General features: G+C 70.2%; 20 protein-coding genes. 13 read left to right on the top strand and 7 right to left on the bottom strand.

Annotated features, from left to right (window positions below; all coding sequences use genetic code 11):
* Positions 1-4: 4 nt before the first annotated feature.
* Positions 5-934: an RNA polymerase sigma factor RpoH gene (gene rpoH / locus JMV16_RS11790; RefSeq protein WP_201494473.1), complete on the bottom strand. Its 930-nt coding sequence runs from the start codon at positions 932-934 to the stop codon at positions 5-7.
* 169 nt (positions 935-1,103) lie between these two features.
* Here rpoH and JMV16_RS11785 point away from each other — a divergent pair, with 169 nt between their 5' ends.
* From JMV16_RS11785 to JMV16_RS11770, 4 genes are all read left to right on the top strand, one after another.
* The gene (locus JMV16_RS11785) at positions 1,104-1,646 is read left to right on the top strand and encodes a VOC family protein (protein ID WP_201494472.1); all 543 of its coding nucleotides are present in this window, start codon (positions 1,104-1,106) and stop codon (positions 1,644-1,646) included.
* Between the two features lie 183 nt (positions 1,647-1,829).
* On the top strand, positions 1,830-5,492 hold the full coding sequence (locus JMV16_RS11780; protein WP_201494471.1) for a PAS domain-containing hybrid sensor histidine kinase/response regulator: 3,663 nt from the start codon (positions 1,830-1,832) through the stop codon (positions 5,490-5,492).
* Between the two features lie 39 nt (positions 5,493-5,531).
* Positions 5,532-5,675 carry a hypothetical protein gene (locus JMV16_RS11775; protein WP_201494470.1) on the top strand — a complete coding sequence of 48 codons (144 nt, stop codon included), beginning with the start codon at positions 5,532-5,534 and terminating at the stop codon, positions 5,673-5,675.
* 171 nt (positions 5,676-5,846) lie between these two features.
* Positions 5,847-6,566 carry a discoidin domain-containing protein gene (locus JMV16_RS11770; protein ID WP_201494469.1) on the top strand — a complete coding sequence of 240 codons (720 nt, stop codon included), beginning with the start codon at positions 5,847-5,849 and terminating at the stop codon, positions 6,564-6,566.
* Positions 6,567-6,605: 39 nt separating this feature from the next.
* On the opposite strand, the gene ychF is transcribed toward JMV16_RS11770, so the two are convergent.
* The gene (ychF, locus tag JMV16_RS11765; protein WP_201494468.1) at positions 6,606-7,700 is read right to left on the bottom strand and encodes a redox-regulated ATPase YchF; all 1,095 of its coding nucleotides are present in this window, start codon (positions 7,698-7,700) and stop codon (positions 6,606-6,608) included.
* A 52-nt stretch (positions 7,701-7,752) separates the two neighbouring features.
* Here ychF and JMV16_RS11760 point away from each other — a divergent pair, with 52 nt between their 5' ends.
* Positions 7,753-8,628 carry a pirin family protein gene (locus JMV16_RS11760; RefSeq protein ID WP_201494467.1) on the top strand — a complete coding sequence of 292 codons (876 nt, stop codon included), beginning with the start codon at positions 7,753-7,755 and terminating at the stop codon, positions 8,626-8,628.
* An 18-nt stretch (positions 8,629-8,646) separates the two neighbouring features.
* Here JMV16_RS11760 and JMV16_RS11755 read toward each other — a convergent pair whose 3' ends face one another.
* Together JMV16_RS11755 and JMV16_RS11750 are read right to left on the bottom strand one after the other, a co-directional pair.
* Positions 8,647-9,588 (bottom strand): PEP-CTERM sorting domain-containing protein, encoded by a 942-nt coding sequence (locus JMV16_RS11755; protein ID WP_201494466.1) that lies wholly within the window; start codon positions 9,586-9,588, stop codon positions 8,647-8,649.
* 237 nt (positions 9,589-9,825) lie between these two features.
* On the bottom strand, positions 9,826-10,692 hold the full coding sequence (locus JMV16_RS11750; RefSeq protein WP_201494465.1) for an MOSC domain-containing protein: 867 nt from the start codon (positions 10,690-10,692) through the stop codon (positions 9,826-9,828).
* A gap of 66 nt (positions 10,693-10,758) precedes the next feature.
* Here JMV16_RS11750 and JMV16_RS11745 point away from each other — a divergent pair, with 66 nt between their 5' ends.
* The 5 genes from JMV16_RS11745 to JMV16_RS11725 all read left to right on the top strand — a co-directional run bounded on the left by JMV16_RS11745 (position 10,759) and on the right by JMV16_RS11725 (position 15,079).
* Positions 10,759-11,865: an FAD-dependent monooxygenase gene (locus tag JMV16_RS11745; RefSeq protein ID WP_201494464.1), complete on the top strand. Its 1,107-nt coding sequence runs from the start codon at positions 10,759-10,761 to the stop codon at positions 11,863-11,865.
* Positions 11,866-11,889: 24 nt separating this feature from the next.
* Positions 11,890-12,618, top strand: a complete 729-nt coding sequence (locus JMV16_RS11740) for a DsbC family protein (protein WP_201494463.1) — start codon at positions 11,890-11,892, stop codon at positions 12,616-12,618.
* A 43-nt stretch (positions 12,619-12,661) separates the two neighbouring features.
* Positions 12,662-13,123, top strand: coding sequence for a DUF3429 domain-containing protein (locus tag JMV16_RS11735; RefSeq protein WP_201494462.1), 462 nt, complete (start codon positions 12,662-12,664; stop codon positions 13,121-13,123).
* Complete coding sequence (locus JMV16_RS11730) at positions 13,107-14,228, top strand: DUF3108 domain-containing protein (RefSeq protein WP_201494461.1); 1,122 nt, start codon at positions 13,107-13,109, stop codon at positions 14,226-14,228. Before JMV16_RS11735 ends, JMV16_RS11730 begins: the two co-directional genes overlap by 17 nt.
* 62 nt (positions 14,229-14,290) lie before the next feature.
* Positions 14,291-15,079, top strand: coding sequence for an enoyl-CoA hydratase (locus tag JMV16_RS11725; protein WP_201494460.1), 789 nt, complete (start codon positions 14,291-14,293; stop codon positions 15,077-15,079).
* A gap of 36 nt (positions 15,080-15,115) precedes the next feature.
* On the opposite strand, the gene JMV16_RS11720 is transcribed toward JMV16_RS11725, so the two are convergent.
* Together JMV16_RS11720 and lysS are read right to left on the bottom strand one after the other, a co-directional pair.
* On the bottom strand, positions 15,116-15,664 hold the full coding sequence (locus tag JMV16_RS11720) for a pyridoxamine 5'-phosphate oxidase family protein (RefSeq protein WP_201494459.1): 549 nt from the start codon (positions 15,662-15,664) through the stop codon (positions 15,116-15,118).
* Positions 15,665-15,695: 31 nt separating this feature from the next.
* Positions 15,696-17,198, bottom strand: coding sequence for a lysine--tRNA ligase (gene lysS / locus JMV16_RS11715; RefSeq protein ID WP_201494458.1), 1,503 nt, complete (start codon positions 17,196-17,198; stop codon positions 15,696-15,698).
* Positions 17,199-17,283: 85 nt separating this feature from the next.
* Here lysS and JMV16_RS11710 point away from each other — a divergent pair, with 85 nt between their 5' ends.
* The 3 genes from JMV16_RS11710 to JMV16_RS11700 are packed head-to-tail and all read left to right on the top strand — an operon-like array spanning position 17,284 to position 20,092.
* Entirely contained in the window at positions 17,284-18,030 is a 747-nt protein-coding gene (locus JMV16_RS11710; RefSeq protein WP_201494457.1) for a methyltransferase domain-containing protein, read from the top strand.
* The gene (locus tag JMV16_RS11705) at positions 18,027-19,016 is read left to right on the top strand and encodes a glycosyltransferase (RefSeq protein WP_201494456.1); all 990 of its coding nucleotides are present in this window, start codon (positions 18,027-18,029) and stop codon (positions 19,014-19,016) included. Before JMV16_RS11710 ends, JMV16_RS11705 begins: the two co-directional genes overlap by 4 nt.
* Positions 19,016-20,092, top strand: coding sequence for a glycosyltransferase (locus JMV16_RS11700; protein WP_201494455.1), 1,077 nt, complete (start codon positions 19,016-19,018; stop codon positions 20,090-20,092). The genes JMV16_RS11705 and JMV16_RS11700 overlap by 1 nt, the downstream gene beginning before the upstream one ends.
* Here the strand turns inward: JMV16_RS11700 and JMV16_RS11695 are convergent.
* Positions 20,089-20,856 (bottom strand): glycosyltransferase family 2 protein, encoded by a 768-nt coding sequence (locus tag JMV16_RS11695; RefSeq protein WP_201494454.1) that lies wholly within the window; start codon positions 20,854-20,856, stop codon positions 20,089-20,091. The genes JMV16_RS11700 and JMV16_RS11695 overlap by 4 nt on opposite strands.
* Between the last annotated feature and the right edge of the window lie 23 nt (positions 20,857-20,879).

The raw sequence follows: 20,879 nt of genomic DNA, 5'->3' as shown, positions 1-20,879 counted from the left end.
GCCCTCAGGCGACTTCCAGCGCCTTGCGCATCTTCTTCAGCGCCGCCACTTCGATCTGGCGGATGCGCTCGGCGCTGACGCCGTATTCGGCGGCCAACTCGTGCAGCGTCATGCCGCCGGATGAATCGTCGTTGACCTTGAGCCAGCGCTCCTCGACGACGCGGCGGCTGCGCGCGTCCAGCACGTTCAGCGCCGTGCTGATGCCGTCGCCGGCCAGCCAGTCGCGGTGTACGGCCTCGAGGCGACGCGTCGGCTCGCTGCTGTCGTCGGCGAGATACGCGATGGGGGCGTAGCTTTCCTCGCCGTCGTCGGTCTGCGGCTCGAGCGCCACGTCGCCGCCCGACAGGCGGGTTTCCATCTCGATCACTTCTTCGGGCTTGACGTGCAGTTCGCGCGCCACCGTCTCCACCTCGACCGGCGTGAGCGTGTTGCGGTAGGTGTCGGCCTCGTGGTTCTCGCCCTGGTCCTGCTTCAGGCCCTGCTTCATCGAGCGCAGGTTGAAAAAGAGCTTGCGCTGGGCCTTGGTGGTGGCCACCTTGACCATGCGCCAGTTCTTGAGGATGTACTCGTGGATCTCGGCCTTGATCCAGTGCAGCGCATAGCTCACCAGGCGCACGCCCTGCTCGGGGTCGAATCGCTTCACGGCCTTCATCAGGCCGATATTGCCTTCCTGGATGAGGTCACCCTGGGGCAGGCCGTAGCCGAGGTACTGGCGCGAGACCGAGACCACCAGGCGCAGGTGCGACAGCACCAGCCGCCCGGCCGCCTGCACGTCGCCTTCGGCGCGCCAGGCGCGGCCGAGCTGGGTTTCCTCGGCCTGGGTGAGCATGGGCAGGCGGTTGACGGCCGAGATGTAGGCGTCCAGATTGCCCAGCGAGGGCACCAGCGCCCAGGGGTCGCGCAGCGTGAGGGAGGCGGTGGCAGTGGTGTTCATGGCAGCATGTGAGTGGCCGGGGGCCCCTCGAGTTCCACAAATATTAGCACTCTCCATCGTTGAGTGCTGATATCGCCTGTGCCAGATCCCCCACACCGGGGAGGGCGCGGCCGGCGCCGTATGGTCGGTGGGGCACCCTTGCAGGCTGAATCACTGAGGACGCAGGAGCATGAAGATCCAACGCATACACCACGTCGCCTACCGCTGCCGTGACGCCAAGGAAACCGTCGAGTGGTACGTCAAGCACCTGAACATGGACTTCGTGCTGGCCATCGCCGAAGACCAGGTGCCGTCCACGAAGGCGCCCGACCCCTATATGCATGTGTTCCTGGACGCCGGCCAGGGCAATGTGCTGGCTTTCTTCGAACTGCCCAATGCGCCTGCGATGGGCCGGGACACCAACACCCCCGACTGGGTACAGCACATCGCCTTCAAGGTCGACAGCGTGCAGACGCTGGAGGAAACCAAGGCCAGGCTGGAAGCCGCCGGCGTCGAAGTCGTCGGCATCACCGATCACACCCTCTTCAAGAGCATCTATTTCTTCGACCCCAACGGCCATCGCCTGGAACTGGCGGCCGACGTGGGCACGCCCCCGATGTACCGCGCGCTGGACGATGTGAAGTGGCAGATGCTCGAGGAGTGGAGCCAGACCCGGCGCGCACCGCGGCATGCGGCCTGGATGCACGACAAGGAGTTCCAGGCCCTGGGCTGAGAGCGCCCTGCTGCCCCGCGAGTCCCCGCGTGGTGGGTGCCGCGTGGAAGATGGACCTCGCCCGGCTGGTTGCTCTGGGCGCCGGGCGTTTCCCGGTCGGCCTAGACTCGGACTTACCGCTGCGCCGGGCGGCCTCGATGCAGGCCGCCTCGGCGTCGTTCATCCGCAGCCTTCATCGCCCTCATGGCCGAGTCACCGATCGCGCCAGCCCCCACCCAGCCCCACGGCCTGGCGATGCGCGTCTATCTGCGGCGCCTGATCTGGGTCGGCATGCTGCCCCTGGTGGTGCTGGCCGTTGGCATGGGTGCGGTTGGCGTGGCCCATATCCGCCAGGCCGAGGACGAGGCGGCAATGCGCCTGGCACGACAGGTGGCCGACGCGGTGGAGCAGACCCTGCGCGGCCGCATCGACACCCTCTCGGTGCTGGCGGCCTCGCCGCTGCTCGAGGGCGACGTGCGGCTGGCGGAGTTCCACCGTGTGGCCCAGGGCTTCGAGTACACCCACGGCAGCGCGCTGATCCTGGGTGACGCGGCCGGCCGCATGCTGCTGCACAGCGGCCAGCCCTGGGGCAAGGCCTTGCCGCCGCTGCCGCGCGTGAGCGGGCGCGCCGCCTTGCCGCTGGCGCTGGCCAGCGGCCAGCCCGCAGTGGGCGACAGCTTCATGGGCCCCGTTGCCAAGTTGCGCCTGGTGGCGGTGGCGGTGCCGCTGCCGCCCGCCGCGCAACCGGGCGGGCCGGGCGCGCCGACCACCAGGGCCCTGCTGACGGTGGTGCCGGCGCTGCGCCTGCAGGCGCAGTTCGATGGTCTGCGGCTGGAAGAGGGCTGGACCCTCACGCTGCGCGACGGCCAGCGCCAGGTCCTGGCCCGGCGGCCGGCCGTGGCCGCGAGTGCCGCAGCGGCGGGTTCGGCGGTGTCAGGCCCCAGTGGGGCGCACTTCGTCAACGCGCTGAGCCTGGTGCCCTGGACGGTGGAGGTGGATGTGGCCGCCGCCAGCCGTCAGGCCCCCCTGCTTGGCGCTGCCGCGATGGTGGGCCTGGGCCTGCTGGCCGCCATCCTGATGGGGCTTTGGGTGGGCGGACGCGCCAGCCGGCGCCTGGCCGCTGCGGTGGCCAACCTGGCCGAACAGGCGCCGGGCGCAGCGGTGGCCGTGCAGCCGGCCATCGTCGAGATCACGGCGGCGCGGGCGCTGCTGGACGCCAGCGCGTCCGAACGTGAACGGGTGGCGGCGGCGCTGGGGGTGAGCGAGGCCACCTTCCGCGCCATGTTCGACGGCCTCTCCGACGCCGTCGTGCTGACCGGCGCCGACCACGCGATACGCCTGGCCAACCCGGCCTTCGAGGTGCTGGTGGGCCTGGGCCGCGATGCCCTGATCGGCCACAGTGCCGCGGCCCTGGGCCTGTGGGTCGACCTCGGCCAGCGCGAGGCCCTGCTGGCCGGCATGGCGGCGCGGGGCACGGTGCGAGGCGTCGAGCTGAAGCTGCGCCGCAGCACCGGCGAGATTGTCGACTGCGTGTGCGCCGGCGCCGCCTTCCAGGTCGATGGCCGGCCCCACCACGTCTACATGCTCACCGACGTGTCGGAGACCCGGCGCCAGCAGGAACGCCTGCGCCTGTCGCAAGACTTGTTCGCCACGGCCTTTGCCAACAACCCGGCGGCCATCGCGCTGACGCGGCTGCAGGGCGGCGCCGTGCTCGACGTCAATCCGAGCTGGCTGGCGATGACCGGCGAGACCCGCGCCAGCATCATCGGCCAGTCGGCGCGCTTCATGTGGCCCCAGGCCGAGGACGCGGCGCGCTTCGTCGCCAGCCTGCAGCAGCTGGGCAAGCTGACGGGCTGGGAGCAGGTCTTCCACAAGCGCAACGGCGAGACCTTCGAGGCCGAGATCGCGGCCCAGGTGCTGACGATGGACGGCGAGCCGGTGATCCTGTCGACCCTGGTCGACATCTCGGCGCGCAAGCGGGCCGAGCGCGAGCTGCGCGAACTGGCGGCCACGCTGGAGCAGCGCGTCGAGCAGCGCACGGCCGAGCTGGCCGCGGCGCGCGACGAGGCCAAGGCGGCCAACCGCGCCAAGAGCGCCTTCCTGGCCAATATGAGCCACGAGATCCGCACGCCGATGAACGCCGTCATCGGCCTCACCCACATGATGGCGCGCGACACCACCGACCCGGTGCAGGCCGACCGCCTGGCCAAGATCGGCGACGCCGCGCGCCACCTTCTGCAGATCATCAACGACATCCTCGACCTCTCCAAGGTCGAGGCCGGCCGCATGGTGCTGGAGGAGGTCGATTTCGGCCTCGACCAGGTGCTGACCCATGCCTTCCAGATGGTGAGCGAGCGCGCTCGCGAAAAGGGGCTGGAGCTGGTGCTCGACACCGACCACGTACCGCCGCGCCTCAGCGGCGACCCGACCCGCCTGACCCAGCTGCTGGTGAACCTGCTGGGCAATGCCGTCAAGTTCACCGAGCAGGGCTGGGTGCGCCTCAGATGCAATCTGCAGCGCCGCGAGGCCGGCCGCCTGCAGGTGCAGTTCGAAGTGCGCGACACCGGCCCGGGCCTGAGCGAAGAGCAGCGCTCGCGGCTGTTCTCGCCCTTCGAGCAGGCCGACAGCTCGATCACGCGCCGCCACGGCGGCACCGGCCTGGGCCTGGCGCTCAGCCGCCACCTGGCCGGCCTGATGGGTGGCGAGATCGGTGTCACCAGCGCGCCGGGCGAGGGCAGCTGCTTTTGGTTCGACGCCTGGTTCGGCCTGCCGCAAGAGGCCGGCGAGCGCGCCGCGCCGGTGGCGCTTGCCGGCCTGCGCGCGTTGCTGGTGGACGACCTGCCCGAGTCGCTGGAGGTGCTGGGCGATGGCCTGCGCCTGCTCGGCCTGGCGGTCGACGCCCTGCCCGACGGCATGGCTGCGGTGCAGCGCGTGGCCGCCGAAATGAAGGCCGGCCATCCCTATGACGTCTTCCTGCTCGACTGGCGCATGGACCCGCCCGATGGCATCGCCACGCTGCAGCTGCTGCGCCAGCGGCTGGGCGAGGGCATGCCGCCGGCGGTGCTGGTGACGGCCGTCGATGACCCCACGATATGGGAGCAGGCGCGCGCCGCCGGCTTCGATGCCGCGCTGGCCAAGCCGGTAACCCTGTCCAGCCTGCACGACACCCTGGTGCGCGTGCTGCGCGCACCGGGCATGCCCAAGGCCACGGCCGCTGGCGCCCGGGGCGACGCCGAAAGGCTGTTGCGCCAGCAGCACCAGGGCCAGCGCGTGCTGCTGGCCGAGGACAACCCGGTCAACCGCGAGGTCGCGGCCGACCTGCTGCGCAGCGTCGGCCTGGTGGTGGAGACGGCCGAGAACGGCCGTGTGGCAGTTGAGCAGGTGCTGGCCCGGCCCTATGACCTGGTGCTGATGGACATGCAGATGCCGGTGATGGACGGCCTCTCGGCCACGCGCGAGATCCGCGCCCGCGCCGGCCGCGCCACGCCCATCGTCGCGATGACGGCCAATGCCTTTGCCGAGGATCGCGCCGCCTGCCTGGCCGCAGGCATGAACGACCACGTCGCCAAGCCGGTGGACCCGCCCCAGTTGTACGCGACGCTCAGGCGCTGGCTGCCGCTGCCGGGCGACGCGGCGCCGGCGCTGCCCGCCGGTGGTACGGCCGGCGGCGCGCCCGAGCGGCCCGCCCTGCTGCAGCGCCTGGCCGACATCAAAGGCTTTGACTGCGGCCAGGCACTGCGCCATGTCGGCGGCCAGCTCGAGACGCTGGAGCGCGTGCTGGCGCGCTATGCCCAGACCTATGGCGACGGCCTGCCCGAGCTGCGGGCCGTGCCTGATGCGTCAGAGGCCGCGCGCTGGAAGGCGTAGCTGCACTCGCTGTGCGGTGCCAGCTCGGTCATAGGCGCGGTGGCGATGGCCCTGGCGGCGCGCGAGTTGGAAGCCCGGTTGGCGGGCGCGGACGATGCAGAAGAACTGGCGCGCCAGGGCCAGGCGCTGGACGTGGCGCTGCGCGCCTTGGTAGCGCAGATCGTGCAACGTCTGGACGCCTGAGCGGCGAGGCCGCTTCGCGAGCGCGGCCGGCGCCAATTCCTGCCGCCTTTTGGCTTGAATCGGCGCTCACCCCCCCCGGGCCTGCGGGGTGACGGTGAATATCCCGGCCGACAGAATGGGTTATCGAGCGGGCAGGGTGCCCAGACTCCTGGCCCCTTGACCGAGAACCCCATGCTGCGACCCTTGCTCACCGGCCTTGCGGCCGCCGTCCTGTCGATGGGGGCGCAAGCCAACATCGTGGTCCAGTCCTACACCATGCTCGATGGCGCCGATCTGCACGGTGCCTACTTCGACAACGGCTATACCGCCAGCCCTGCCGGCACCCTGACCGGCAGTCGCTCGCTCGTGGGCGGCGCCGGCCTGCTGTCGGGTGGCAAGGGCGACCTGACCGACGGCGTGCTGAGCGCGTCGGTGTCGGCCGGCTACGGCGCCTGGGCGCCCTACGTGATGTGGGACGGCTCATCGCCGGTCATCACCTTCGATCTGGGCAGCAGCCACATCCTCAGCAGCGTGACGACCTACTTCAAGTACTACCCTGCGGCGGCTGTCTACATGCCGGGTTCGGTCGGCATGCGGTTTTCCGACGACGGCGTCAACTTCGGCGGCACGCAAACGCGCAGCCTGTCGGCCGCAGAGCGCGTGCCGGGTGCCAATGACAGCGACGGCGTCTTCCAGGTGCTGACCAGCCCGGCCAGCGGCCGCTACGTCGAACTGACGCTGAACAATGGCCCGGAAGGCCGTTGGCTGGCGCTGGGCGAGGTGGTGTTCGACGGCGCCCCCGGCAGCCTGGCGGCGAGCGTTCCTGAGCCTGGCGCGGCAAGCCTGGTGCTGGTGGCCCTGGCCGGCATGGGCGTGGCGCGCCGTCGCAAGGCGCACGGCCGCGCCGCTTAACTTCCCGGCGCCTTCGGCACGGCGCGCCAGCGCCGCGAATCAGACGTTGAACAGGAAGTTCATCACGTCGCCGTCCTTGACGACGTATTCCTTGCCCTCGGCGCGCATCTTGCCGTGGTCCTTGGCGCCTTGTTCGCCCTTGAAGGCGATGAAATCCTCGTAGGCGATGGTCTGGGCGCGGATGAAGCCGCGCTCGAAATCGGTGTGGATGACGCCGGCCGCCTGCGGCGCGGTGTCGCCGATGTGGATGGTCCAGGCGCGCACTTCCTTGACGCCGGCGGTGAAATAGGTCTGCAGGCCCAGCAGCGTGAAGGCGGCGCGGATCAGGCGGTTCAGCCCCGGCTCGTCCTGCCCCATCTCGTGCAGGAAGAGCGCCTTGTCCTCGTCGGCCATGTCGGCCAGCTCGGCCTCGGTCTTGGCGCAGATGGCCACCACCGGCGCCTTCTGCTTGGCGGCGTAGTCGCGCAGGCGGTCGAGGAAGGGGTTGTTCTCGAAACCCGTCTCGCTGACGTTGCCGACAAACATCGCCGGCTTGGCGGTGATCAGGCACAGCGGCTTGAGGATGACCTGCTCTTCCTTGCTGAAGTCAATGCCACGCACCGGCAGCGCCTGGTCCAGCGCGGCCTGGCATTTCTCGAGCACCTTCACCAGTGCCGCCGCCTCCTTGTCATTGCCTGAGCGCGCCGCCTTCACGTAGCGGTGCAGGCTTTTTTCCACCGTGGAAAGGTCGGCCAGGCACAGCTCGGTCTGTATGACCTCGATGTCGGCGATGGGGTCCACCTTGCCGGCGACGTGGATGACGTTCTCGTCCTCGAAGCAGCGCACCACGTTGACGATGGCGTCGGTCTCGCGGATGTGGCTCAGGAACTGGTTGCCCAGGCCCTCGCCCTTGCTGGCCCCGGCCACGAGGCCGGCGATGTCGACGAACTCGACGATGGCCGGCACCACGCGCTCGGGCTGGACGATCACGCTCAGCGCAGCCAGGCGAGGGTCGGGCAGCTCGACCACGCCGACATTGGGCTCGATGGTGCAGAACGGGTAGTTCTCGGCGGCGATGCCGGCCTTGGTGAGCGCGTTGAAGAGTGTGGACTTGCCGACATTGGGCAGGCCGACGATGCCGCACTTGAGGCTCATGGAGGCTTTCTGAAGGAACGCAGGGAAGCGGCGATTTTCCTACACTGCGCCGATGAGCCCTTCGCCTCTCGTCCTCACGCCCCACACCAAGGATCTCGGCGGTGGTTTCACCGTGCGCCGCCTGCTGCCTGCTGCGGCGCGCCAGGCCGTCGGGCCCTTCCTCTTCTTCGACCATTTCGGCCCGCTCACGGCGCGGCCCGAGGACGACCACGATGTGCGCCCGCACCCGCACATCGGCCTGGCCACGTTGAGCTATCTCTTCGAGGGCGCGCTGCAGCACCACGACTCCACCGGCGCGCGCCAGCGCATCGAGCCGGGCGCCGTCAACTGGATGACGGCCGGCAGCGGCATCGTGCATTCAGAGCGCACGCCCGATGATTTGCGCGGCCGGCCAAGGCGCAGCCACGGCCTGCAGCTGTGGGCGGCGCTGCCCGAGGCCGACGAGGAGATGGCGCCGTCTTTCGCCCACACGCCGGCGGCGGCGATTCCGGCGCTGGAGGTGGGTGGCGCCCAGGTGCGCGTGCTGGTGGGCGCGGCCTTTGGGGCGACTTCGCCGGTGGCGGTGCGCTCCGAGACGCTCTACCTCGACATCACGCTGGCCGTGGGCGACGCCTTTCCGCTCCCGTTGGCACCTGAGCGTGCCCTCTACGTCATCGAAGGCGCCGTCGAACTGGACGGCAGTGCCCTGGCGCCGCAGCGCATGCAGCTGCTGGCGCCGGGCGACGAGCCCATGCTGGCCGCCAGCGGCGCGGCGCGCGTGGTGCTGATAGGCGGGGAGCCGCTGGGCCACCGCCATATCTACTGGAACTTCGTCTCCTCGCGCCGCGAGCGCCTGGTGCAGGCGGCCGACGACTGGGAGGCACAGCGCTTTGCGGCGCTGGCGGGCGAGACCGATCTCATCCCGCTGCCGCCAACCCGGCCGCGCTGAGGCTGCGACCCCGGCCGATCAGGCCTGGCGGCGGCGCGAAGCGCGCAGGGCGGCCAGGCCGGCCAGCGCCGCCAGCAGCAGCGCCGGCGTGCCCGGCTCCGGCACGTTGTTGCTGTTCAGGCTGGCCAGGCCGCTGATCGAATAGGTGCGCAGCGTGCTGCCGCCGGACGCCCAGTCGTAGTGGTACAGCGTGTTGTTGGCATAGGTCAAGCCACCGCTGACGCTGTCCATGCCCAGCGCATAGCTCTCCTGCAGCACGCCGGTGGCCAGGTCGAAGCGGCGCAGGGTGGCCGGCAGCGTGCTGGTGGCTGGCTGGTAGTTGTTCGACGGGTAGTCGAGCGACCAGATCGCACCGTGGTCGAGGTCGACGGCGAAATCGGCGATGCCCAGGCTGCCACCCAGGGCCAGCGTCGTCAGCGTGACATCGGGGGCGGCGATGGACGAGACGCGGATCTGGCCCAGGTTGCCGAAGCCGTAGGTGTTGGAGGCCGTGGTGCGGTAGAGCATGCCATTGCGCACGTCGATGGGGTAGCCGCCGTAGCCCGCGACCTCGGCGGACAGCGCCACCGCGGCGCCGCTGGTCTTGCCGATGCTGTACAGGTCGCGGCAGCTGCTGTTGCAGGTGTAGTCGGTGAAGTAGTAGTTGTTGGCATCGGCCGCCACCGACACCGTGTGGTGGGCGCTGCCAGCGGCGTACGACCCGGTGGGCAGGGCGCCGAGGGTGCGCGAACCGACGATCTGGCCGCTGAGGTCGGTGCGGTAGATCGTGTTCGTGCTCTGCTGGATGAAGAGCAGTTCGTTGGCGGCGGCGTCGTAGCCCATGCCCTGGGGCGCGAAGTTGCTGCTGGGGGCCGCCAGCAGGCTGCTCAGCGCATAGGTATTGGTCAGCGACACCGTGGCTGCCGCGGCGGGCAGGCTGGCCAGGGCGAGGACGGCGGTGCTCAGGAGGGTCTTGGTCATCATGGTGTTCGGTCTTGTTGGCAGCTGGGGCCTCGAACTCATCTCGGGTGAGATCAATCTATCGAGGAAAACGCAATCCCTAATGCAGAAGGCATGCCAGCGTAAGCGGCTGTAACTTCATCGGCTTGCGGGACGGGCGCTTGCGTAACAGCGGGCGCATTTGTTCACGCAGGCGCCGGCGGCGCCTGCGTGAGCGCTGTCAAGAAAGTCGACAGCCGCTGGCGGCTGTCCGTGGGGCTAGGCGGCGCCGAAGGCGTAGCGGCCACGCACGGCCTGACCCACGCGCAGCGCGCGAGCGAATCCCTGCACGACGACGGCGTTCATGCCGAAGGTGATGCCGCCGCCCATGCGCGCGTCGGCGCGGAAGCCGGCCAGCGTGGCGCCCGGTTCCTGGCCCTGCACCCCGGTGGCGGGGTCGACGTTCGGGATGCTGCAGCGCACGCAGGGTTTGACCAGGCGCAGCCGCACCGGGCCGCCCTCGCTCTCGACCGCGATCTCGATCTCGGCCAGATGGTCTTCGTCGAAGGGCGGCAGGCCGTCCAGCACCAGGTTGGGCCGGAAGCGGGCCATCGTCACCGCATCCTGGCCGCGCTCGGCCAGGCGCCGGTTCAACTCGGCCAGCGAGGCCGCGCCGGCCACCAGCAGCGGAAAACCGTCGGCAAAGGCGTTCTCGGCCGCGATCTCGCCGGCCCAGTGCGGGTCGGACAGGCGCCGCTCCTCGGGGTCGAATCGCACCAGGCGGGCCGGGCGGCCGAGGTAGTCGCTGAACCACTGCGCCGCCAGCGCGCCCATGTCATAGGCTTTGACGATGTCGTCCCAGACCTGGGCCCGGGTCGCCGCCTCGACAGTGTCCACCCGCAGGTGCAGGGCCAGCATGCCGGGCGCGCGCAGCACCACCTCGCCGCCCTTGAAGGCCGGCTGCACCAGGGCCAGGCGCGGCAGCTCGCGCTGGGTGAGCATGCGGCCGCCGGTGTCGACCACCATCCAGGCGCGGTCGAGGTCCAGCCCGGTCTCGGCCAGCAGCGCCTGCCCGACCTCGATACCGGCACAGGACTTGACCGGATGAATATGGAGGGAAGCGACGCGGCCGGTGATGTCGTTCATGGCACGGGGTGGGCTGTGCGGCAGGGGCGCCGATTGTGCCCGGGGCATCTCCCTACAATCGCCGCCATGACGCCAGCCGACATCCTCGTCCGCGGTGCCGGGGCCGTGGGCATGGCCGCGGCGCTGGCGCTCTCCCGCCAGGGCCACCATGTGGCGCTGCTCGGTGGCACGGCGCCGGCCGGCCAGCCCGATGTGCGTGCCTATGCGCTCAATGCCGCCTCGGTGCGCCTGCTGGCCGGGCTCAAGGTCTGGGACGCCATCCCCGCCGATGCGCGCACGCCGGTACACGACATGCATGTCGCAGGCGATGTCGCTGGCGCCGTGCTCGACTTCTCGGCCTGGAAGCAGGGCGTGGCCGAGCTGGCCTGGATCGTCGACGCCGCCGAACTCGAGACCGCGCTGCAGGCGGCGGTGCGCTTCGCGCCCCATGTCCGCGTTGTCACCGCGGAGGTGCCGGCCGCGCTGCAGATCCTGGCCGAGGGCCGTGACTCCGCGACGCGCCAGCGCCTGGGCGTACACATGCCGCGCCAGGCCTATGGCCAGCGCGGCATTGCGGCGCGCTTCGTCGCCCGCCAGGGCCATGGCGGCCTGGCGCGGCAATGGTTCCGCAGCCCCGACATCGTGGCCCTGCTGCCGCTGGACCGGCCGCGCGCCGGCCACGGCCTGGGCCTGGTGTGGTCGGTGCCCGATGCCCGCGCCGACGAGCTGATGGCGCTGCCCGAGGCCGATTTCGTCCAGGCCCTGTCCGACGCCACCGAGGGCGCGGCCGGCGGGCTGGAGCTGGTGAGCCCGCGCGCCCAATGGCCGCTGGTGCTGGCCCAGGCCGAGGCGCTGCACGGCCCCGGCTGGGTGCTGGTGGGCGACGCCGCCCACCTCGTGCATCCGCTGGCCGGCCAGGGGCTCAACCTGGGCCTGGCCGACGTGGCCACGCTGGCCGAGGTGATCGCCGCTCGGGAGGCCTGGAGGCCGCTGTCGGACGCCCGCCTGCTGGCCCGCTATGCGCGCGCCCGCCTCGCGCCCACGCTGGCCATGGCCCGTGTCACCGATGGCCTGCTCCACCTTTTCGCCAGCCAGCAGCCGCTGGTGAAGGAACTTCGCAACCGCGGCCTGACTCTGGTCAATCTGCTGCCGCCCGTGAAGCGGCTGCTCTCTTCAGGCGCCATCGGCGGCTGATCGACACTCCACCGAAAGCCCCCCATGCCCCGACTTCGCCTGCTGAAGCCCGCCGCCCTGGCCACCCTGATGTTGTTGTGCGGCCCGCTGCTGGCGCAGGAGGCAGCGATCCGCAAGGCGCTGGCCGAGCGCCTGCCCTCGTTGCCCAAGATCGACGAGGTCAGCAAGACGCCCATTCCCGGCCTCTACGAGGTGCGCTACGGCGGCGCCGAGATCATGTACAGCGACGAGAAGGGCGAGTACATCTTCGTCAGCGGCTCGCTGATCGAAACCAAGACGCGCACCGACCTCACCGAGGCGCGCATCGACCGGCTCACCGCGGTCGAGTTCGACAAGCTGCCGGTGAAGGACTCGATGGTCATCCGCCAGGGCAATGGCTCCCGCAAGATGGCGGTCTTCGTCGACCCCAACTGCGGCTATTGCAAGCGCTTCGAGCGCGACCTGGCGGCGTTGAAGGACGTCACCATCTACACCTTCCTGCTGCCCATCCTGGGCCCCGATTCCACCGCCAAGGTGCGCGACATCTGGTGCGCCAAGGAGCCGTCGCAGACCTGGCGCGCCTGGATGCTGGACGGCAAGACGCCGGCGCGCGTGGCCGAGAGCGCCTGCGATTCGGCCGCCATCACGCGCAACATCGAGTTCGCGCGCAAGCACCGCGTCAACGGCACGCCGGCGGTCTTCTTCGTCGATGGCACGCGCAAGCCGGGCGCCATTCCGGCCGATCAGCTCGAGCAGCTGCTGGCGCGCAAGTAGGGCGGCGACGGCGCGGGGCGGCTGGCGGGCCGACAATCGCGGCATGACCACCGTTCCCGCTTCCTCTTCCGCCCCTGCCGAATCCGATCCCGACCGCTTCGCGCTGCGCCTGGGCTATGCCGGGCTCGCGCCCTTCGTGCTGGGCGCGGCGCTGATGTGGCTGGTCTACCCCGAGGTCCATCCCTATGTGGCGCTGGCGCTGTCCAGCTATGCCGCCGTGGTGATCAGCTTCCTGGGCGGCATCCACTGGGGCATGGCGATGCGCCACCAGCCGCCGCCGCACACCCTCATCGCCTGGGGCGTCGTGCCCTCGCTGCTGGCCTGGGCCGCGGTGATGATGCCGCCGGCCAGCGGCCTGGTGATCGCCGCCCTGGCCCTGCTGGCCTGCTACGGCGTCGACCGCCGCCTCTACCCCTTGCACGGGGCCGCGCACTGGCTGACGCTGCGCTTCAGGCTCAGCATGCTGGCGGCGCTGTCCTGCTTCATCGGTGCGGCTGGCGCCTGACAAGGCGGCCACCGCCGGCTCACGCCGCCGCGCCGGCCTGCTGGCGCTGGGCCTGGCGGTGACGTTGGCCCACCTGTGGCTGGCCGACAGCGCCCTGCCCACGCCATGGGGCGAGGGCGCGGCGCCGCGCCGGCGCATCGAAGTGGCCTTCGTGCGCGAGCTGGCGCCGACCCAGCCGCCGCCGGCCGCCGCCAACCCCCCACCGCCGCCGCGCCGCCTGCGCGCGCCGCCGGTGCCCCAGTCCGCGGCCTCGGCGCAGGCATTGGCAGAGGTGCCGGTATTGGCGGCTGCGTTGGAGCTGCCGCCGCCCGAGGCGCTGCCGCCGCTGGCCGAGATCGCGCCGCCGCCGCCCGAGGTGCCGGCCTCGGCCGCCGCCGCTGCGCCGGTGGCCGCGGCCTCGGCCGCCGCCGCGTCGTCCGAGGTCGCCGTGGTCTGGCCGCCGTCGACGCGGCTGAGCTACCGCCTCACCGGCAGCTTCCGCGGGCCCATCGAAGGCCAGGCGCGGGTCGAGTGGCTGCGCGATGGCACGCGCTACCAGGTCTTCATGGATGTCGACGTCGGGCCCTCTTTCGCGCCGCTGATGACGCGCCGCGTCAGCAGCGAGGGCGAGATCACCGAGCAAGGCCTGCGCCCGCAGCGCTACGAGGAAATCACGCGCATCGTCTTGCGGCCCGAGCAGCGCCGCGTGATCCTGCTCGACGCCGACCGCGTGTACCTGGCCAACGGCCGCGAAGTGCCGCGCCCGCCCGGCGTGCAGGACAGCGGCAGCCAGTTCGTGCAGATGACCTGGCTGTTCACGACCCAGCCGCAGCTGCTGCAGGTGGGGCGCAGCATCGAGCTGCCGCTGGCGCTGCCGGGCAAGGTCGAGCCCTGGATCTACGACGTGCTGGGCGGCGAGACGCTGTACACGCCGGCCGGCCCGGTGGCCACGCTGCACGTCAAGCCGCGCCGCGAGGCCAAGGCCGGCAGCGACCTCACGGCCGAGTTCTGGGTTGCGCCCAGCCTGCAATACCTGCCGGTGCGCATCCTCATCCGCCAGGACGCCGAGACCCACATCGACCTGCTCATCGAGCGCCTGCCCGAGCAGGCCGCACGCGGGCGTTGAACCCGCAACGGCTGCCCCGATTGCGGCCCTTATAGTGCCGCGCAAACCGCAAGGAGACCCCCATGTCCGAAGCCCTGGTCCTGACCGATATCCGTGGCGAAGGCGCGCGCCGCACCGGCCTCGTCACGCTCAACCGGCCCAAGCAGCTCAATGCACTGAACGACGCACTGATGGACCAGCTCGGCGCCGCGCTGCTGGCCTTCGACGCCGACCCGGCCATAGGTTGCATCGTCGTCACCGGCAGCGAGAAGGCCTTCGCGGCCGGCGCCGACATCGCCGCCATGGCCGGCTTCAGCTTCATGGAGGCCTTCAACGGCAACTACATCAGCCGCAACTGGGAGACGGTGCGCCAGGTGCGCAAGCCGGTGATCGCCGCGGTGGCCGGCTTCGCCCTCGGCGGCGGCTGCGAGCTGGCGATGATGTGCGACTTCATCATCGCCGCCGACACGGCCAGGTTCGGCCAGCCCGAAATCAAGCTCGGCGTCATTCCCGGCGCCGGCGGCACCCAGCGCCTGCCGCGGGCGGTGAGCAAGAGCAAGGCGATGGACATGATCCTCACCGCGCGCATGATGGACGCTGCCGAGGCCGAACGCGCCGGCCTGGTGTCGCGCGTGGTGGCGGCCGACAAGCTGCTGGATGAGGCCCTGGCCGCGGCCGAGGCCATCAATGCCCTCGGCGGGCCCAGCGCGGCGCTGGCCAAGGAATGCGTCAACCGCGCCTACGAGAGCGGGCTGTCGGACGGCGTGAGCTACGAGCGCCGCCTGTTCCAGGCCCTCTTCGGCACCGAAGACCAGCGTGAAGGCATGGCCGCCTTCCTGGAAAAGCGCAAGCCGTCCTTCAAGCACCGCTGAGCGCGGCGGCGGGGCCAGGGCTCGCGCCGGCCCCGCCTAGATCGAAACCCAGCGCCGGCCCAGCTCGTCGAACTGGGCGCGGCGGTGGCCCTGGGCGTGGACCTCGGTCCAGTCCACCGCCAGCACCTTGACCGACATGACGGCAAAGTGCTCGCGGCTGCCGCGCTCGGGGTTGGGATGGGCGATGGGGCTGCCGGGCGGCAGCGGCGAGAGGTAGTCCTGCGCGCCCGGCGTCATCTTCATGCGCGCCCAGCGCGAAGAGACCTCCAGGCCCGAGGCCTGCACCGTGAGGTGTGCGCGCAGGCGCAACTGCCAGCCCATGGTGGCCGACCACATCACCAGCGTGCCCAGCGGGTGGGCGGCGATCTGGCGCGCCTTGGGGCTGCGCGGGTCGAGGTAGATCAGCAGCGTGCGCGTGGCGGTGTGCAGGTCGCGCAGCACCACGCTGCGGGCGTCGGCGGCGTCGCCGTCGATGGTGGCCAGCACGCCCACGCGCCAGGGGTGGTTGCGGATGCGCGCGGCCGATTCCAGCTCGCGCCAGATGGCGGCCTCGATGGCTTCGAGGTCGTCCAGCCTGGCGCTCATGGCTTCGGTTCTTTCGGCGGCCACGCCAGGCTCACACCGATTCGCGCCGCAGCGCGGGGAAGAGGATCACGTCGCGGATGCTGGGGCTGTCGGTCAGCAGCATGATCAGGCGGTCGATGCCGATGCCGCAGCCGCCCGCCGGCGGCATGCCGTATTCGAGCGCGCGGATGAAATCGGCGTCGTAGTACATGGCCTCGTCGTCGCCGGCGGCCTTGTTGGCCACCTGGGCCTGCAGGCGCGCGGCCTGGTCCTCGGCGTCGTTCAGCTCCGAAAAGCCATTGGCCAGCTCGCGCCCGGTGACGAAGAGCTCGAAGCGCTCGGTGATGGCGGGGTTGCTGTCGCTGGCGCGCGCCAGCGGGCTCACCTCGACGGGATAGTCGATGATGAAGGTGGGCTGCCAGAGCTGCTCTTCCACCACCGCCTCGAAGAGGCCGAACTGAAGCTCGGGCAGGCGCCAGTGCGCCGGCGCTTCCTCTCCTTCAGCACGCAGGCGTGCGCGCAGCACCTCGGCGTCCGCGGCCTCGGCGGCGCTGAGTCCGGCGTGGGCCACCAGCGCGTCGCGTACCGACAGCCGCGCGAAGGGCTGGTCGAGTGCCACCGGGCGCCCGGCGTAGCTGACCGCGGCCGAGCCGGTGGCGGCACGCGCCGCGTGGCGCAGCACGGCTTCGGTGAAGTCCATCAGATCATGGTGCGTCCAGTAGGCCGCGTAGAACTCCATCATCGTGAACTCGGGGTTGTGGCGGACGCTGATCCCCTCGTTGCGGAAATTGCGGTTGATCTCGAAAACGCGCTCAAAGCCGCCCACCAGCAGGCGCTTGAGGTAGAGCTCGGGCGCGATGCGCAGGAACATCTGCTGGTCGAGCGCGTTGTGATGGGTGACGAAGGGCTTGGCGTTGGCGCCGCCCGGGATCGGGTGCAGCATGGGCGTCTCGACCTCGAGGAAGGCGTGCTCGACCATGAAGCTGCGGATCGAGCTGACGGCCTTGCTGCGCACCACGAAGCGGGCGCGCGCCTCGTCGTCGGAGATGAGGTCGACATAGCGCTGGCGGTACTTCTGTTCCTGGTCGGCCATGCCGTGGAACTTGTCGGGCAGCGGGCGCAGGCTCTTGGTGAGCATGCGCAGGCGGCTGGCCTTGATCGACAGTTCGCCGCTCTTGGTGCGGAAGAGCGTGCCCTCGCAGCCGATGATGTCGCCCAGGTCCCAGTGCTTGAAAGCGGCCAGCGCCTCCTCGCCGACGGCATCGCGCGTGATGTAGAGCTGGATGCGCCCGCTGCCGTCCTGCAGCGTCGCGAAGCAGGCCTTGCCCATCACGCGCTTGAGCATCATGCGGCCGGCCACCGCCACCGGCAGCGCCTGCGGTTCCAGCTCTTCGTTGGGCACCTGGCCGTGCTGGTGATGCAGGTCGGCGGCGTGGTGGCGTGGCTTGAAGTCGTTGGGGAAGGCGGCGATGCCCTTGGCCTCGGCATCGGCCCGCAGCGCCTGCAGCTTCTCGCGGCGCTCGGTGATGAGCTGGTTCTCGTCGACAGTCGTCATAAGCTCTCCAGAGGGACGGCTGATTCTACGAAGCTGGCCTGGGGTTCCCCGGGCGATCTCGGCGCGTGCGCGAGAATGAGGAACTGTGAATCAATCTGACCAATGGACTCCGAGCAAGTACGTGCGGCTCGGCAAGCGTTGGGCGGGATCTCGCGACATCTCCGAACTTGGCGCCGGGTCGCGGCTGATCGCCGACCGCACCGCAGAGCTCTACGCCGAATACCTGCCGCGCCATGCGCGCGGCCGGCTCGTTGATCTGGGCTGCGGCAAGGCGCCGCTGTATGGCCTGTACGGCCCGCTGGCGAGCGATGTGACTTGCGCGGACTGGCCGCAATCGGTGCATGCAAGCCCTTACCTGGACCGGGCCGTGGACCTGAACGGTCCGCTGCCCTTTGCAGACGCGGCTTTCGACACGATCGTGCTTTCGGACGTGCTGGAACACCTGAGCGCGCCGCAAGCCTTGTGGAACGAGATGGCGCGTGTGCTGGCCCCCGGAGGGCACGCCTTCGTCAACACACCGTTCCTCTACGGCATTCACGAGGCGCCGCACGACTATGCCCGCTACACCGAGTTCGGGCTGCGGCGCTTCGCTCGGCAATCCGGGCTCGATGTCGTGACGCTCGTGGCTGTAGGCGGCAGCCTGGAGGTGATGGCCGATCTGCTGGGCAAGCATCTGGCCCAGGTGCCGGCTGTGGGGGCGACTCTGGCGGCCGGGCTCCAGGGCGCGGTGGCTATGTTCGGTCGCACGCCGTGGGGCGAGCGCCTGGCGGCGCGCACCGCGGCACACTTTCCACTCGGCTACTTCATGGTTGCGACGCGGCCGGCACGATGAGCTACGCCGTCGTCATCGTCAACTGGAACGGCGCCGAGGACACGCTGGCCTGCTTGTATTCGATCTTCGACGGCGCGAACGATGCGCTGGCAATCGTCGTGGACAACGGCTCTGCGGACGACTCGCTGGCTCGCATCGCTGCCGGCTTGGCGTCCCGCGGCATCGCGTTCGAGCGGTGCGCGGCGCGATCGGGCCGCGCACCGGTGCCAGGAACACGCGTTCTCTTGGTCGCTGCGGGCGAAAACCTCGGCTTTGCCGCCGGCTGCAATCTGGGCTTGCGCGCAGCCAGCGCTGCGGGTAGCGAGCATGTTGTCTTTCTGAACAACGACACCGTGGTCGAGGCCGACGCACTCGACCTCATCGTCGGTCGCCTGGCGGCCGATCCAGGCTGCTTTGCCACTTTGCCCATGCTGACCGTGTACGGCACGGACCACATCTGGAACTGCGGCGGCGAGGTGTCGCCCTTGGGTCTGCGGCGCTACCACCTTGCCGGTCGGCCGCGTGCTCAGGGCGCGGCCCGCGGCGAGATCCGCTGCAGCTTCTTCACCGGTTGTTGCTTCGCTGTGTCCGTGGCAGCCTTCCGTGCGCGCGGAGGCTTCAGTGAACGCTTCTTCTTCGGCGAAGAGGACTTCGAGCTGGCCTTGTGGATGCGAGAACACGGCTTGGCGAGCGTCTGCGTGACGGCTGCGGTGGTGCAGCACAAGGTGAGCGCATCTTTCGACAGCGCGGCTGGCGGGCGCGCCGCGGCTCGGGTCTTCATCTACTACCTGAACCGCTTTATCCACATGCGGCTGCGTTTCGGACTCGCGCGCTGGTGTCTGTGGAGCGCGGCCTACCTGCCTTACGTGGCGGTGCTGTTATGGCGCAGCGGTGCTGTACCGGCGGCCGGCGTGCCTTCATTCCTGTGCCGGCTGTTATCGCGAGCGCGGGCCATGGACCGCGTGACGCGGTCGGATTTCGAGGCCGTGATGGCTGGGCGGGCCTGATGAAGGTCGTCATGCTCGCGCCGGCTTCGGTCATCCATACCCAACGCTGGGTCGAGGCGCTGCCGGCGCGCGGCATCGAACTGCTGCTGGTGACACAGCACGAGGCCGTCGACTGGCGCGCGCCTGCCGGTGTGCGAACGCTGCAATTGCCGCACCGCGGCCCGGCAGGCTACTTTCTCAACGTGCCGGCGTTGCGCCGCCTGCTGCGCGCCGAGCGCCCCGACCTGCTGGCAGTGCATTACGCCAGCGGCTACGGCAGCACGGCGGCGTTGGCAGGCTACCGCCCTTGGCTGCTCTCCGTGTGGGGCAGCGACGTCTACGACTTTCCGCGCCAGGGCTGGTTGCAAGGCTGGTGGCTGCGCCGCAACCTGCGCTGTGCCGACGCGGTGGCCTCCACCAGCGAAGCCATGGCGCGCCAGGTGCGCATGCTGGTACCCGACATCGGCGAGGTCGCCATCACGCCCTTCGGCGTCGACAGCGTGCGCTTTGCGCCACGACCCCAAGCGCACGAAGGCATCGTGATCGGGACCGTCAAGACGCTGGAACCCAAGTACGGCATCGACGTGCTGCTGCAGGCCTTCGCGGCGCTGGTGCGACAGAGCGTGCGCAAGGATCTCTCGCTGATCATCGTGGGCGGCGGCGGCCAGCGCGGAGAACTGGAAGCGCTGGCCGCGCACCTGGGCATCGCCGAACGTGTGCGCTTTGTCGGCGCCGTGCCGCATGCGGACGTGCCGGCCTGGCTGAGCCGTTTCGACATCTTCGTCGCCGTGAGCCGCCTGGACAGCGAGAGCTTCGGCGTCGCGGTGCTGGAGGCGTCGGCCTGCGCTCTGCCGGTCATCGTCAGCGACGCCGGCGGGCTGCCCGAGGTCGTGGCCGAAGGCCAGACGGGTCTCGTCGTGTCGCGCGAAGACGCGGCGGCCTTGACGCGAGCCTTGGTTCAAATGGTCGATTCTGCAGCGCTGCGAGCGCGGCTGGGCGCGGCCGGGCGAGCGCGCGTGATCGAGCGCTACGAGTGGCGGCACGGGGTCGACGCGATGCTGCGCTGCTTCGAACGTGTTTCGGGCCGGCGCCTCTAGTTCCGGCGATAGCGGGCCTTGCCTTGCAGCAGGTCGCGCAGCTTGCCCTTCATGACCCGATAGCAGACCACCAGCCCGGCCCTGAGTCCGGCGTGCTTGCTGGCGATCGCGAAGGCTTCCCCCAGGGGCCGCGTGGAGCTGACACCGCCGGGACTGGCGTAGCTTCTGAGCGACGAGAGATAGCAGGCCCGCGCGCCCTGCTTCCACAGGCGGAGGTTGAAGTCCCAGTCGCCATAGACGCGGTAGCGGGGGTCGAACGGCGGTGCCGGGTGCGCGAGCTTGCTGACCAGCAGGGCCTGATGATGCAGCGTGTTGCGAAACCGAAGCTCGGCTGTGAAGTTGGAAACGAACGGCGTTCGGTGTGCGACGACATCGCCATAGATCAGCAGGTCACCGCGCGCCCTGGCGGCGGAAAGTTCGTCGGCGCTGGGCAGCGCGAGGAGGCGATCATCAGCGCCAAGGAACAGCACGTACGAGCGCGGACCTGCCACGGCCCAGCCCTTGTTCATGGCGTCATAGATGCCACTGTCCGGCTCGCTGCGCCAGCACGCCAGGCGATGGGACTCGGACCGCAGGTACTCGACCGTGCCGTCAGTGGAGGCTCCGTCGATCACGACATGCACCACATCAGTTCGTTCGAGCGCGGCTACGCTGTCCACGACTCCGGCGAGCAGCGGGCCTGGATTGCGGCAGACGGTCACGACGGTCACGGCCGCGCCTTGCAAGGCGGGGTGATCAATCAGGGGCACTGCAGGGACGTCCATCGGCGGCATTGACGATACAGTCG

The sequence above is a fragment of the Rubrivivax sp. A210 genome, assembly GCF_904426505.1.
Taxonomy (GTDB): Bacteria; Pseudomonadota; Gammaproteobacteria; order Burkholderiales; family Burkholderiaceae_C; genus Rubrivivax.
This window is presented reverse-complemented; position numbering and strand designations above follow the sequence as displayed.